This window comes from Amycolatopsis sp. TRM77291, from assembly GCF_054166285.1.
Genome location: NZ_JBSZHF010000001.1, coordinates 146,198 through 161,310 on the forward strand (window position 1 = coordinate 146,198; position 15,113 = coordinate 161,310).

The 15,113-nt window shown below is 71.1% G+C and carries 6 protein-coding genes and 1 pseudogene; all 7 read left to right on the forward strand.

All coding sequences use genetic code 11. The features are described 5' to 3' along the window. Positions 1-258: 258 nt before the first annotated feature. Positions 259-2,772 (forward strand): annotated as a pseudogene (locus tag ACXIZN_RS00670) (type I polyketide synthase); the annotation flags it as partial. 28 nt (positions 2,773-2,800) lie between these two features. After that, positions 2,801-8,830 (forward strand): SDR family NAD(P)-dependent oxidoreductase, encoded by a 6,030-nt coding sequence (locus ACXIZN_RS00675; RefSeq protein WP_457951849.1) that lies wholly within the window; start codon positions 2,801-2,803, stop codon positions 8,828-8,830. A 480-nt stretch (positions 8,831-9,310) separates the two neighbouring features. Beyond that, positions 9,311-10,573, forward strand: coding sequence for a crotonyl-CoA carboxylase/reductase (ccrA, locus tag ACXIZN_RS00680; RefSeq protein WP_457951850.1), 1,263 nt, complete (start codon positions 9,311-9,313; stop codon positions 10,571-10,573). Positions 10,574-10,583: 10 nt separating this feature from the next. After that, positions 10,584-11,816 carry a glycosyltransferase gene (locus ACXIZN_RS00685; protein WP_457951852.1) on the forward strand — a complete coding sequence of 411 codons (1,233 nt, stop codon included), beginning with the start codon at positions 10,584-10,586 and terminating at the stop codon, positions 11,814-11,816. Continuing rightward, the gene (locus ACXIZN_RS00690; RefSeq protein WP_457951854.1) at positions 11,813-12,535 is read left to right on the forward strand and encodes a PIG-L deacetylase family protein; all 723 of its coding nucleotides are present in this window, start codon (positions 11,813-11,815) and stop codon (positions 12,533-12,535) included. The genes ACXIZN_RS00685 and ACXIZN_RS00690 overlap by 4 nt, the downstream gene beginning before the upstream one ends. A 49-nt stretch (positions 12,536-12,584) precedes the next feature. Continuing rightward, positions 12,585-13,832 carry a nucleotide sugar dehydrogenase gene (locus tag ACXIZN_RS00695; RefSeq protein ID WP_457951856.1) on the forward strand — a complete coding sequence of 416 codons (1,248 nt, stop codon included), beginning with the start codon at positions 12,585-12,587 and terminating at the stop codon, positions 13,830-13,832. Between the two features lie 41 nt (positions 13,833-13,873). Next, positions 13,874-15,088: a glycosyltransferase gene (locus ACXIZN_RS00700; RefSeq protein WP_457951857.1), complete on the forward strand. Its 1,215-nt coding sequence runs from the start codon at positions 13,874-13,876 to the stop codon at positions 15,086-15,088. Positions 15,089-15,113 lie beyond the last annotated feature (25 nt).

The window sequence follows — 15,113 nt, forward strand, 5'->3', positions numbered from 1 at the left end:
GAGGGCGACGAGGTGCGCGCCTTCACCGCGGCGCTCGCCGGGGCGCATGTCCGGGGTGCCCGGCTCGACTGGGCCGCGGTACTCCCGGCCGATGCGTCCACTGTGGACTTGCCGACCTACGCCTTCCAGCATCGGCACTTCTGGCTCAAGGACGCTCCCGGTGGCGACGTCACCGCGGCGGGACAGGCGGCGGCGGGGCATCCGTTCGCGCGGGCAGTCGTCGCCCTTCCCGATTCGCCCGGGTCCGGCGGCGGAGTCGTGCTGACCGGGCGGCTTTCGCTCGCCGAGCACCCTTGGCTGACCGAACACCAGGTGGCGGGCGACGTCCTGCTGCCGGGTGCGGCCTTCGTGGATCTCGCGCTGCGGGCCGGCGTCGAGGCCGGGTTCACCGGCCTGGACGAATTGACGATCGAAGCGCCCTTGGTCCTGACCGAAACCGTCGAACTCCGGGTCGTGGTGTCCGGCCAGGACCAGGTCGCCGTCCATTCCAGGGCGGAAGGTGAACCCTGGACCCGGCACGCCACCGGTGTACTCGCCATGGCCGCGCCGGGCGAGGCACTCCGCGAATGGCCGCCCGCCGGTGCGGAGCCGGTCGAAACCGAAGGCCTGTACGCGGATCTGGACGATCTCGGTCTTCGGTACGGCCCGGCGTTCCAGGGGCTGCGGCGAGCTTGGCGGCGCGACGGCGAGGTCTTCGCCGAAGTCGCCTTGCCCGGTGCCGTCAGTGACGACGGAACCTTCGGCCTGCACCCCGCGGTGCTCGACTCGGCCCTGCACGCCGTGGGACTCGGTGATTTCTTCGGCCACGACCAGGCGCGGTTGCCGTTCGTGTGGTCGGGCGTCGGCCTGCACTCCGGCGGGGCGACGGCCCTGCGGGTCCGGATCGCCGCGGTGGGCGCGGACGCCGTGCGCCTCGACCTCGCCGACGAGTCCGGTGCTCCGGTGGCGACGGTCGCCGGGCTGACCCTGCGGCCGGTCGTGACCGCGGGTGCCGGCTCGGACGCGTTGTTCCGCGTCGACTGGATCCCGGCACCGGCGGCCGTTCGCGTCGATCGATGGGCCGTGCTCGAGGACACCGGAGTGGCCACCCTCGCCGACCTGGGCCACGACGTGCCCGAAGTGGTGTTCGTCCCGTTCGGCCCCGGCGACTCCACGAGCGTGCACGCCGCGGCAGGGAGAACACTCCTCCTGGTGCAGGAATGGCTGGGAGAGGAGCGGTTCGCCGCTTCGAAGCTCGTCTTCGTCACCCGGAACGCGGTGGCGGCCGGAGCGGACGACGAGGTCCGCGATCTGGCGGGTTCCCCGGTGTGGGGTCTCGTGCGGTCCGCGGAATCCGAGAACCCCGGCCGGTTCGGCCTGCTCGATGTGGACGGCGAGGTCCCCGCGGCGGTCCTGGCCGAGGCCGTCGGCCACGGCGAACCGGAGGCGGCCGTTCGCGGCGGCGCCGTCCTCGTCCCGCGGCTGGCCCGGCAGGACGCCGAACCGGTCGAGGCGGGACTCGGCACCGGCACTGTGGTGATCACCGGTGGCACCGGCGCGCTCGGTGCCTTGGTCGCGGCACACGCGGTGACCGCGCACGGGGCCCGTGACCTGCTGTTGCTGAGCCGTCGCGGTCACGCGGCCGAGGGAGCCGGGGAACTGGTGACCCGGTTGGAAGCCCTGGGTGCCAAGGTGTCCGTGGTGGCGTGCGACGTCACCGACCGGGACGCGCTGGCGGCCGTCCTGTCCGATGTGGACGTTTCGGCCGTGGTGCATACGGCCGGCGTGCTCGACGACGGCGTGGTCGGCTCGCTGACCCCGGACCGGGTCGGCGCCGTGCTGCGCCCCAAGGCGGACGCGGCGTGGCACCTCCACGAGCTGACCCGCGATCGGAAGCTGACGGCGTTCGTGCTCTTCTCTTCCGCGGCCGGGATCTTCGGTAACGCGGGACAGGCTGCCTACGCGGCGGCGAACACGTATCTGGACGCGCTCGCGGCCCATCGCCGCGCGGCGGGTCTCCCGGCGACGTCCATCGCCTGGGGAATGTGGGCCCCGTCCGGTGGCATGGCCGCCACCCTCGGCGAAGACGAGGCGCGCCGGATCGCCCGCTCCGGCGTCGGCTCACTGTCCGAAGAGGAGGGTCTCGCCCTGTTCGACGCCGCGCTCGGTACCGGCCGTGCCCTGGTGGTCGGCATCCGGCTGCGGACGGCCGCGCTGCGCCGGGCGGGAGCCGGGCCGCTGCTGGCCGGGCTCCTCCCGGCAAGGACGCTGAGTGCCGCCGGGCCGGACACCTCGGCCGCGTTGCGGGACCGGTTGCGCGGTTCGGACCGGGAGCGGCGCCAGGAGACGCTGCTCGACGTCGTCCGCGCGGAGATCGCCGCCGTGCTCGGTTTCGAGGGCACCGATGAGATCGACGTCACCAGGGCATTCCGTGACCTCGGTTTCGATTCGCTCACCGCGGTCGAACTGCGCAACCGGATCTCGGCGGTCACCGGGCTCCGGCTGCCCGCCACGCTGGTGTTCGACCAGCCGAGCCCCGAAGGGCTGGCCACCCATCTGGCCGCCGAACTGTCCGAAGAGGACGGTCCGGTCGTGCTCGCCGAACTGGACCGGCTCGCCGAGCTGGTGCGTTCGGTGCCGGAAGACGGCGCGGCGCAGGTGGTGGCCAGGCTCGAAGCGCTGCTGGCGAGCCTGACCGGCACCCGCGAGGCGGGCGATGTCACGGATGTCCTCGCGGACGCGGACGACGAAGCGATGTTCGACCTCCTCGGCAAGGAATTCGGGATCTCGTGACATCCGACGAGCGACAGGGGAAAGACCGATGACGAACGAGGAGAAGCTGCGGCACTTCCTCAAGCAGACCACGGCCGAACTGCACCAGACGCGGCAGCGGCTGAGGCAGGAGGAGAGCCGGTCGGCCGAACCGATCGCGATCGTCGGGATGGCCTGCCGTCTTCCCGGCGGCGTGGTCACTCCCGGCCAGCTGTGGGAACTGGTCGAACAGGGCAGGGACGCCATCACCGGTTTCCCCGACGACCGCGGCTGGGACGTCGACGGTCTGAGCGGGGCGGGCGGTTTCCTCGACGACGTCGCCGGATTCGATCCGGCGTTCTTCGGGATCGTGCCGAGTGAGGCGGTCGCGATGGACCCGCAGCACCGGCTGGCACTGGAGGTCTCGTGGGAGGCGCTCGAACGCGCGGGGATCGACCCGCGCTCCGCGCGCTCCACCAGAACCGGGGTGTTCGTCGGCGTGATGAACGGTTCCGACTACGTCTCCGCCCAGACCGACGTGCCGGCCGGTGCCGAAACGTTCGTCGGCACCGGGAACACCGGCGCCGTGGTTTCGGGGCGGATCGCCTACGCCCTCGGTCTCGAGGGTCCGGCGCTGACCGTGGACACCGCCTGCTCGTCTTCGCTGGTGACTCTGCATCTCGCCTGCCAGTCGCTGCGCCAGGGCGATTCGGCGCTCGCGCTCGCCGGTGGGGTGACCGTCGTCTGCGCCCCGGACTTCTTCGAACTGAGCGGGCAGGCGCTGGCGCCGGACGGCCGGTGCAAGGCGTTCGGCGAGGGAGCCGACGGCACCGGTTTCGCCGAAGGCGCGGGAATGGTCGTCTTGGAACGGCTGTCCGACGCCCGCCGCAACGGCCGCCGGGTGCTCGCGGTCATCCGCGGCAGCGCGGTCAACTCCGACGGCGCGTCCAACGGGCTCACCGCGCCGAGCGGCCCCGCCCAGCGCAGGGTGATCGAAGCGGCGCTGGCGAACGCACGGCTCACCCCCGGCCAGATCGACGCGGTCGACGCGCACGGTACCGGCACCTCGCTCGGCGACCCCATCGAGGCACAGGCGCTACTGGCCACCTACGGCCGCGGCCGTCCCAGGGAAACGCCGCTGTGGCTGGGTTCCCTGAAGTCCAACATCGGGCACACCCAGGCCGCCGCCGGCGTGGCCGGGGTGATCAAGATGGTGGAGGCCATCCGCCGCGGCGTCCTGCCCCGGACCCTGCACGTCGCCGAGCCGTCCCGCGAAATCGACTGGGACTCCGGAGCGGTGTCCCTGCTCACGGAGAACAGGCCGTGGCCGGAGACCGGGGAACCGCGCCGCGCCGGGGTGTCCTCGTTCGGCCTCAGCGGGACGAACGGGCACCTCCTGCTGGAACAGGCACCCGCCGAAGAGGAGCACCCCGGGTGCGCCGTCGAGGGTCCGGTCCCGCTGATCCTGTCGGCGAAATCGCCCGCGGCACTCCGGGCACGGGCGGCGGGCTTGCGGACGTGGTTACGCCGTAACCCCGGGCAGCCGCCCGCCGAGGTCGCACGCGCCCTGGTGACCACCCGGACCGCCTTCGAGTATCGCGGCGCCGTCGTCGGCACCGAACCGGCCGAACTCGCCGAAGGACTCGCCCTGCTGGAAGCCGGGGAGACCGCGGACCACGTGGTCACCGGAACCGCCCATGCGGGCGCGAAGGTCGCGTTCGTCTTTCCCGGGCACGGCTCCCAGTGGGCCGGGATGGCCGAGTCGCTCCTGGAGACCTCGCCCGAATTCGCCGAGAGCGTCGCCGCCTGCGACGCGGCGTTCGCCGAGGTGCTCGACTGGTCGGTGGCCGCGGCGTTGCGCGGGGACGCCGGAGCCCCGGCGTGGGACCGGGTCGACGCGGTCCAGCCGATGTTGTTCACCGTGATGGTGTCCCTCGCCGCGCTCTGGCGCGCGCACGGGATCGAGCCCGGCGCCGTGCTGGGCCACTCCCAGGGCGAGGTCGCCGCCGCCCATGTCGCGGGGGCGATCGGGCTCGCCGACGCGGCCCGGATCGTCGCCCGCCGCAACGACGCCCTCTGCACCCTGATCGGACACGGCGCGATGGCGTCGGTGCTGGCCTCGCCGGACGACGTCCTCGCCAGGATCGCGAAGTTCGGCGACCGGCTCTCGCTCGCCGTCGTCAACGGCCCGGCCGCCTGCGTCGTTTCCGGCGAGGTGGAAGCGATCGACGAGTTCGTCGCCGGCTGCGGCGCCGAGCGGATCCGCGCCCGCCGGGTGCGCGGCGCGGACGCGGCCGGGCATTCCGCCCAGGTCGAGGCGCTGCGCGAACGGATGCTCGCCGAGCTGACCGTGCGGCCGGAGCAGTCGGCCGTCCCCTTCTATTCCACAGTGGACGCCGGACCGCTCGACACGACGGAGCTCACCGCCGGGTACTGGTACCGCAACGCCCGGCAGACCGTGCGCTTCGCCGAAACCGTCCAGCGCGTGCTCGAGGACGGCCACCTCGTCCTGATCGAGGTCAGCCCGCATCCGGTGGTCTCCGTCGGCGTGCAGGGCATCGCCGACGACCGGGGTTCGGCCGCGGTCGTGGTCCCGACCCTGCGCCGCGACCATGGCGGCCTCGGCCGGTTCCGCGCCGCCTTCGCCGAAGCCGTCGTCAACGGTGCCCCGGTCGACTGGGCGAAGGCCTTGCCCGGCGACGGTCTTCCGGTCGAACTGCCGACGTATCCCTTCCAGCGCGAGCGATACTGGATGACCACCGGCCGCGCCGCCGGGGACGTCACCAATACCGGCCAGCGACCGGCGGGCCACCCGCTGCTGGCCTCGGAGATCTCGCCGGCCACCGGCGACGGACTCCTGTTGACCGGCAGGCTTTCCCTCGGCACGCACGGCTGGCTCGCCGACCACGGCGCGCTCGGGACGGTGCTGCTGCCGGGCACGGCGTTCGTCGAACTCGCGTTGTGCGCGGGGGAGAGGCTCGGCTGCGCCGGGCTCGACGAGCTGACCCTGGCGTCGCCGCTGGTGCTCCAGGAGACCGGTGGTGTCGCGATCCAGGTGCACGTCGGGGAACCCGGCGGCGACGGCAGGCGGACGGTATCGATCCACAGCCGGCCCGAGAACGGGGACGAGGCTTGGACGACGCATGCCGAAGGGACGCTCTCGCCCGGTTCCGCACCGGTCGCCGAACTGGGGGCCTGGCCACCCGTGGGCGCGGAACCCGTTTCCCTGGAAGGGTTCTACGAGCGGCTGAACGCGGCCGGGGTCGGCTACGGCCCGGCATTCCAAGGCCTGCGGGCCGCGTGGCGCGCGGGTGACACGATCCACGCCGAGGTCGCCCTCCCGGACGATCTCGGCCGCGCGGCGGAGGACTACGGGCTGCATCCCGCCCTGCTCGACGCCGCGCTGCACGCCGGATCCGCGGGTGGCGGGCCGATCGCGGACGAACCGCTGCGCCTGCCGTTCTCCTGGACCGGGGTCCGGCGGTACACGCCGGGCGCCGCACGGCTCCGGGTGCGGCTGACGAGGAAGAACGACGGGAACGAGGTCGAGCTCGACGTCTTCGACGAAGCCGGGACCCCGGTCTTGTCGGCCGGGTCCCTCGTCCTCCGCGAGATTTCCGCCGAACAGCTGAGCGCGGCGGGCGGGGACCACGACACCCTGTTCGAAGTGGACTGGGTCCAGGCCCGCACCCTGGCCGCGGCGACCGCCACGTGGGCGGTGCTCGGTGAAGGCCTGCCCGGCCCGAGCCACCCCGACCTCGACGCGGTGCGTGCCGCGGCTCCGCTGCCCGAACTGGTCTTCGCGGTCCTGGACGCGCCGTCCGGAGGCGTCCCCGACGCCGGAACGGTGCACGACGAAACCGCTCGTGTCCTCGACCTCGTCCAGCGCTGGACGACCGGCGAAGCCTTCGCTGACAGCCGGCTCGTCCTCGTCACGCGGGGTGCCGTCGCGGCAGGGCAGGGGGACACGGTCCCGAACCTGGCCCACGCCGCGGTCTGGGGACTCGTGCGCACGGCGCAGTCGGAGAACCCCGGCCGGTTCGTCCTCGTCGACACCGACGGCGAAGAAACGTCCCAACGGCTTCTCGTCGCCGCGGCCGCGGGCGGCGAACCCCAGGTCGCGCTCCGCGAGGGCACGGCGTGGGTGCCCCGGCTGTCCCGGGTCCCGCTGGACGCGCCGGGACGACCGGACGGCTTCGGCACCGGCGGCACCGTCCTGGTCACCGGCGCCTCCGGCACGCTCGGCGGGCTCGTCGCCCGCCACCTGGTGGCCGAACGCGGGGTCCGCAGCCTGGTGCTGACCAGCAGGCGCGGGGCGTCGGCCCCGGGTGCCGCGGAACTGGCGGGCGAACTCGCCGAACTGGGCGCCACGGTGGACGTGGTCGCCTGTGACCTCGCCGACCGCGAGGCCGTGCGCGGACTGCTCGCCGGAGTGCCCGCGGACCGTCCGTTGACCGGTGTCGTGCACTGCGCGGGCGTGCTCGCCGACGGGGTGCTGGGTTCCCTGACCCGTGAGCGCCTCGACCAGGTGCTCGCCCCCAAGGTCGACGCCGCGCTGAACCTGCACGAACTCACCCGCGACCTCGACGCGTTCGTCCTGTTCTCCTCCGCCGCCGGCGTCTTCGGCAATCCCGGTCAGGCGAACTACGCTGCGGGCAACGCCTTCCTCGACGCGCTGGCCGTCCACCGCCGTGCCCGTGGCCTGCCCGCCTCGTCACTGGCCTGGGGGCTGTGGGAGGAACGCAGCGGGATGGCCGGAGGTCTCGCGGAAGAAGAGCTGGACAAGCTGCTCCGCCCGGGCTTCTCCGGGCTGAGCAGCAAGGAAGCGCTGGCGTTGTTCGACACGGCGAGCGGGCTGGACCGGGCCGCCGTCGTGCCGATGCGCCTGGACGTCGCCGCCGTTTCCGGTTTCGACGACGTGCCGCCGTTGCTGCGCAAGCTGATCCGCCCTCGGCCGGGGGCGGGCGGGAACCGTGACGCGGCGGGGGCGTTCCGCCGCCGGTTCGTCACCGCCACCGCGGCGGAACGGCCCGACGTCGTGCTGGCCTACCTCCGCTCCGAGGTCGCCGTGGTGCTCGGCCTCCCGGACGCCGACGCCGTCGAGCCCGACCGCCCCTTCCTCGAACTGGGCTTCGATTCGCTCACCGGGGTCGAACTGCGCAACCGGGTCGCCGCCACGGTCGGTACCCGGTTGCCCCCGACCGTCGTCTTCGAACACCCCACCCCGGCCGCGCTCACCGGCTACCTCGTCGAGGCCCTCGCCGAGCGGACGGCGGGTGCGGAGGACACGCCCGCCGAGTCCCTGCTCGGGCCGCTGGTCGGCAGGGCCGCCGAACTCGGGAAAATGCCGCGATTGGTGGAATTGTTCGCTTCGGTGGCCGAGTTCCGGCCCGTTTTCGACCGGCCGGGAGACGCGCCGATCACGCCGGTCCGGCTGGCGGACGGCCCGGCCGGGCCGAAACTGGTCTGCGTCCCGTCGGTGCTGGCGATGTCCGGCCCCCAGGAATACGCGCGGTTCGCCGCCCGGTTCCGCGGCGAACGCGACCTCGTCGTCCTGCCGCTACCCGGATACCGGCGGGCTGAACCGCTTCCGGACACACTCGGGGTGCTGGCCACCGCACAGGCCGACCGGCTGCTGGCCGAGTACGGCGAGGAGTCCTTTGTGGTCGCCGCGCATTCATCCGGCGGCGCGCTCGCCCACGAGCTCGTCCGCGAACTGGAACGGCGTGGAGCGCGTCCGGCCGGGCTCGTCCTGCTCGACCCCTACGCCCCCACCCGGCACGCCTTCGACGGTGTCCAAGAACGGCTGCTCGCCGGAATCGGTGGCACGGAGGGCTTTCTGCCACCGGACGACTACCGGCTGACCGCCATGGGTGGCTACCTTCGTCTGCTGTCGGAGTGGACGCATACCCCCGTCGACGTGCCCACGCTGCTCGTGCGGGCCACCGATCCGTTGCCTGCCTGGCGGGACGGCGAGGGCTGGCGGTCCACCTGGGCCGGTCCGCACGCCGAGACCGAGGTGCCCGGCGATCACTTCTCGATGATGGAGACCGAGGTCGCCGGGACCGCCGCCGCGGTGCACTCTTGGCTCCTTCGCTGAGCGGGGATACGACGGCGCCGATAAGGCCGGGTGGGATCGGAACACGGCTTCGCGATGGGATGACCGCCCTGGACAGCGGAGCTCCGTGTGAAGTGTCCACTAGAGACACTTCACACCGACTGCGCGAACCGATTGATGTCCCCATGTCCGTTTCTGGCGCGGGTCGTGAGCGGTAAAGGGGTTATTGAGGGGTAAGGCGTGTTGCGAAAGCCACTTTCGCAACGCCGGCGGGGGGTGGGTAGCCGCTCGGGCGGGGTCGATCGTGGCGGGAGAGGTCCGGCTGTGTCGCGAAAGCCACTTTCGCGACGTCTGGTGTCCCGAAAGTGGCTTTCGCGACACNGGCGGGGTCGGGGTAGGGGCGGGTAGGGGTTGTCCGCACTCCGGCCGCTCGATAATTTTCTCCGCATAGAGAGAATTTCCGCGAATCCCCGGTGAAATGGCCCGGGTCCGGTATCCGCCCGAACAGGTAAGGAATCATCGATGGCTCAATCCTTGTATGAGATCGGGGATGTCCCGCCGTTGGGCGAGGTACCCGAGAAGATGTACGCCTCCGTGATCCGCCAGGACAGGTTCGGCCAGCCCAAGGACGCCTTCCGTACCGAGGTGGTCGACGTGCCGAAGCCCGGCCGCGGCCAGGTGCTGGTGTACGTCATGGCGGCGGGGATCAACTACAACAACGTCTGGGCGGCCAGCGGCGGACCGATCGACGTGATCGCCATGCGCCAGAAGATGTTCGGCGCCACCGAAGACTTCCATATCGGCGGTTCGGACGGTTCCGGCGTGGTGTGGGCCGTCGGTGACGGCGTCGAGCACGTCAAGGTCGGCGACCCGGTGGTCATGTCCGGCGGTCAGTACAAGGAGAACGACCCGGATCTGCGGCTCGGCGCGGACCCCCTGTACCTCAAGAGTATTCAGGCCTGGGGTTACGAGACCAATTACGGTTCGTTCGCGCAATTCGCGCTCGTCGACGAATACCAATGCCTGCCGAAGCCGTCGAATCTCTCCTGGGAGGATTCCGGCAGCTTGCTCGTCACCGCCGCCACCGCCTACCGCATGCTGACCCACTGGGATCCGCATACGGTCCGTCCCGGCGACCCCGTCCTGATCTGGGGCGGCGCCGGCGGCCTCGGCTCGGCGGCCATCCAGCTCGTCAAATACCGCGGCGGTATCCCGATCGCGGTCGTCTCCGACGACGTACGCGGCGAATACTGCAAGAAGCTCGGCGCGAGTGGTGTCATCAACCGCAAGGAGTTCTCCCACTGGGGACGGCTGCCCGACACCGGTGACGAGGAGGCCTCCCGCGCCTGGCTCGCCGAGGCACGGCGGTTCGGCAAGAAGATCTGGGAGATCCTCGGCGAACGCAAGGCTCCCAAGATCGTGCTGGAGCACTCCGGCCAGGACACGCTGCCGACTTCGCTGTTCGTCTGCGACACCGGCGGGATGGTCGTGCTCTGCGGGGGGACCAGCGGCTACAACGGCGACCTCGACCTGCGTTACCTGTGGATGCGGTCCAAGCGTGTTCAGGGCTCGCACGGGTCGACGAACAAGCAGAACCGGGAGCTCATCCAGCTCGTCGCGGACGGCCGGATCGATCCGTGCCTCGAGTTCTGCGGCTCGTTCTCCGAAATCGGCGACGCACACCAGATGCTCCACGACAACAACCACCCGATGGGGAACATGGCGGTCCTCGTCAACGCCGCTCGGCGCGGCGAGACCACTTTCACCGCCGGATCAGGAAGCTGAGGGTCAGTTCATGCGCGTTCTTTCCACGATCACGGGATCGCAGGGCCACGCCCGTGCGGTGCTTCCGGTGGTCCGCGGCCTGGTCGACGCCGGGCACGAGGTGCTGGTGGTGCTGCCGTCGCATCTGGCGGTGGTCTTCGAGGGGTCGGGCGCACGGGTGGAACCCGCGATGCCGAACCTGGTCGACGCCATCGTGGCGGAGGTGCGGAAGGTCCTCGCCAACGCGGGCGAGACCCAATACGGCCCCGAGATCTTCGACGACCCCCGGGTCAAGATGATGCTGTTCGCCGCGGGCCCGCATGTCACCGGTGCCTACCGCGCCGTGCTCCCGCTCGCCGAGGAGTTCAAGCCGGACCTCGTCTTCCGTGACGGCGGTGAGCTTTCCGGTGTGCTGATCGCCGAGAAGTTCGGTATCCCGCACGTCTCCGCGCCCTCGGGCACCGGCAACGTCGTCGACCCCGACGGCGCGGGCTGGCTGCTCAACGAGCGGCGCAAGGAGGTCGGCCTCCCCGAGCGCACCGGCAAATGGTCGATCTACGCGCACGGCAAGATCGACTGTGTACCGAACGAGTACTCCTTCGCCGCGTTCGATGTCCCGCCGGCGATCACCTACCGGCAGCCGATGCTCGGCGCGATGAAGCACTCGCTTCCCCCGGAGCTGGCCGGGCTTTCCGGTGACAAGCCGATCGTCCTCGCCTCGGTCGGCACCTCGCTGCCCGTCCTGCTGGAAATGCAGGAGCGGGGGATCGGCCTGCCCGACGGCATGATCGACCCGGTCGAGACGCTGTACCGCATCGTCCAGGCCCTGTCCACGATCGACTGCCACGCCGTGGTGTCCACCGGCGGGGTCAAGGTCGAAGGGATCGAGATCGGCCCGAACGTGCACATCATGGACTTCGTCCCGCAGCCGCTGCTGCTCGAGGTGACACAGCTCTTCCTCACCCATGGCGGCTACAACGGAATTCGCGAGGGTATCCGCGCGGGCGTCCCGATGGCCGCGCTGCCGCAGTTCGGCGACGAGCACCACAACGCCGAACGGCTCACGAAACTCGGTCTGGGCGAATGGATCACCGACGTCAGCCCGGAAGGCATCGCGAAGGTGTGCGACAGCGTGCTGAACAACGAGACGATCCGCCAGAACATCCGCACGGCACAACGGAAGATGCTCGGCCTACCCGGCATCGAGTCGGTGGTCGGCTATCTGGAGTCCCTTGTGGACAAGACCGCCAAGGCCCGGTCGTGACCGGACGGCCGGGCGCGGTCGCCGCGCTCGGACTGCGACCGGGTGACCGCGCGCTCGTGGTGGCCCCGCATCCGGACGACGAGACCATCGGCCCCGGCGGCACCGTGGCCCGGCTCGCCGCCGAGGGGGTCGAGGTACACGTCCTGTGCGTGACCGTGCGCGCCGCGAAGATGTGGGGCAGTTCCAGCGATCCCTCGGTGCGGCACCAGGAATTCGACAAGGCCTGCGCAGCACTCGGGGTCACCGGCGCGACGATCGCCTGGGTGGACGAGACCGGCACGATGGACATCTGCAACCGGCGGCGTGAACTCGTGGACCTCATCGAGAAGCACGAGGTCGCCTCGTTGGCCGCGGTCCGGCCGCACGCCCTGTTCATCCCGTCCGAGGGCGGCTATCACCAAGACCACCAGGCCGTGCACCGCGCCGCGTTCGCCGCGGCGCGGGTGCAGCCCGCCGGCCTCAAGCCGACCCCGCGGATCGTCCTGGGCTACCGGGGTGTCGAGGACCGCTGGTCCGCGGTGAACGAGTCCTGGTGGCTGCACGTCGACACTTCCCGCCACTGGGAAGCCAAAGAAGAGGCGTTGCGCGCCTACGGCACGCAGATGCGTTCCAGCGGGCCGCGATCGGTCGAGCAGATCCGCGGCATCGACGCCGCCACCGGCTCCTCGATGAACTGCGCGTACGCCGAATCCTTCGTTCCCTACCGCCTCGCCTACTGACGAGCGCGCGTCCCTTTCGCTTCACCCGTGGAATTCAGGAGGTCCCGCCATGGGGAGCCATCAGGTCGGCATGGTCGGCATCGGCTATGCCGGACTGCCTTTAGCCGTGGAACTGGCCAAGGCGGGAAACGACGTCGTCGGTTTCGACATCGACCCGTCCCGCGTCGAGACGGTGAACGGCGGCCGCTCGCCGGTCGACACCGTGACCGACGCCGAGATCCGGTCCTTGCGAGACACACTGCGCGCGTCCACCGATCCGGACGTGCTCGCCGCGTGCTCGATCATCGTGATCTGCGCGCCCACCCCGGTGGACGGCGACAAACCCGATCTGGGACCGCTCACCAGCGCTGTCGAGACGGTGGCCGGACGGCTTCGCGCCGGGCAGCTCGTGATCGTCGAATCGACCACGCACCCCGGTACCACCGACGGGCTGCTTCAGCCCATCCTCGAACGGTCCGGCCTGCGTGCCGGCGTCGACTTCAACCTCGCCTACTCGCCCGAGCGGATCGACCCCGGCAACACCCGGTACCGGATCGGCAACACCCCGCGCGTCGTCGGCGGTCTCACCCCGGCGTGCGCTGAGCGGGCGGCCGGGTTCTACCGGCAGGTGACCTCGGTCCACGTCACCAGGGGGATGCGCGAGGCGGAGGCCGCGAAGATCCTGGAGAACACCTACCGCCAGGTGAACATCGCGCTGGTCAACGAGTTCTCCCAGCTGTGCCACGGGATGGGGATCGACGTCTGGGACACCGTGGCCGCCGCCGCCACGAAACCCTACGGATTCCAGCCGTTCTGGCCGGGGGCGGGCGTCGGCGGGCACTGCATCCCCGCGGACCCGCTCTACCTGATCCACCACGCCGGGACGCTCGGCATGGCCTTCCAGGTCGCCGAGACCGCGCACCGGATCAACGAGGGTATGCCGGCCTGGGTGGCCGACCGCATCACCAAAGACCTCGAAGAGCAGGGCGGCCCGATCGGCGGCGCGACAGTGCTGCTGCTCGGCATCACCTACAAGCCGAACACCGACGACGTCCGGCACACCCCGGCGGTTCCGATCGCCGAGGCGCTGCTCGAACGCGGCGCCAAGGTGATCTGCCACGACCCGTACGTCGACGGGCTGAGCTGGCCCGGCGGCCGGATCGAAAGCGTGCCGGACCTCGCCGACGCGGTGCGCGAGGCGGATCTTTCCGTGCTGCTGCAACGGCACGATCTGTTCGACCTCGACCTCATCGCACGGGCCCGGCGGTTGTTCGACGCCACCGGATCCATCCGTGCCGGCCACAGCGTCCTGCTCTGAACGAGCCCACCCGCGAACACCTTCTTGGGAGCGACACACCGATGCGCGTTCTGGTCAGTGTCACCGGCTCGGCCGGGCACGCCAACTCCATGCTGCCGATCGCCAGGGCGCTCACCTCGGCTGGCCACGAGATCCTCGTGGTCACCACCGAGCGGCTCGCCGGCCGGTTCGCCGAATTCCCCGACGTACGCCCGATCCTGCCCGGGCTGCTGGAGAAGTTCGCGCCGATCCTGCGGATCCTGCGGTCCGGCGAGGAACCGCCGCCCGGGCTCCTGGAGCAGTTCTCCGACATCGCCGGGCAGATGGCCTGGGTCGACACCGCGCCGCACGTGACCACCGCGGTACAGGCGATCCTGCCCGTGGCCAAGGAGTTCCAGCCGGACCTGATCCTGCGCGACGGCGCCGAACTGGCGGCCGTCCTGGTCGCCGAAACGCTCGATGTGCCCTTCATCTCGGCTCCGTCGGGCGACGGCAACGTCCTCGACCCGGTGCGGGTGCTGCCCCCGCTCAACGAGCGCCGCGCCGAGAACGGGCTGCCTCCTTCGGAGGATCCGTGGTCGATCTACACCTTCGGGCGGATCGATTGCGTGCCGTCGGAATTCTCGTTCGCCGCCTTCGACGTGCCGCCCGCCGTCCACTACCGGCAGCCCTCCGTGGAAGGCCGTGACGGTGACCTGCCCCCCGAACTCGCCGCCAGGATCGGGGGCCGTCCGCTGGTGCTGGCCACCGTCGGCAGCGAGTTCGGTGCCACGCAGGAGGCGATCGACGCCGGACTCGGCGTCACGGGCGGTGGACCGGATCCGGCCGTCGCCGTGCGGACCCTCGTCACGGCGCTCTCGACGCTGCCCTGCTTCGCCGTCGTCTCCACCGGCGGGCTGACGGTCGAAGACCTGCCCGAGGCGGACGATGTGCTCGTCTCCTCCTGGGTGGACCAGCCTCTGCTGCTCCGGCACGCCGACCTCTTCGTCACCCATGGCGGGTACAACGGGATCCGCGAGGCGATGGCCGCCGGAACCCCGATGGTGGTCGTCCCCCAGGACGGGGAGAACGAGCACAACGGCCGCCGCCTGCACGAATTCGGCATCGGCGAGCTGGCCGCCGCGGATTCGCCCGAGGCGGTTTCGGCGGTGTGCCGGGAAATCCTGGACGACGAAGGTTACGCGACCCGGGCCGAATCCGTCCGCGACGCTATGCGGGCCCTGCCCGGTATCGCGGATTTGGTGGCACATCTGGAATCTCTGGCCGGAGTGGGTTGAGAAGAATCTCCACCCAAATGACAAC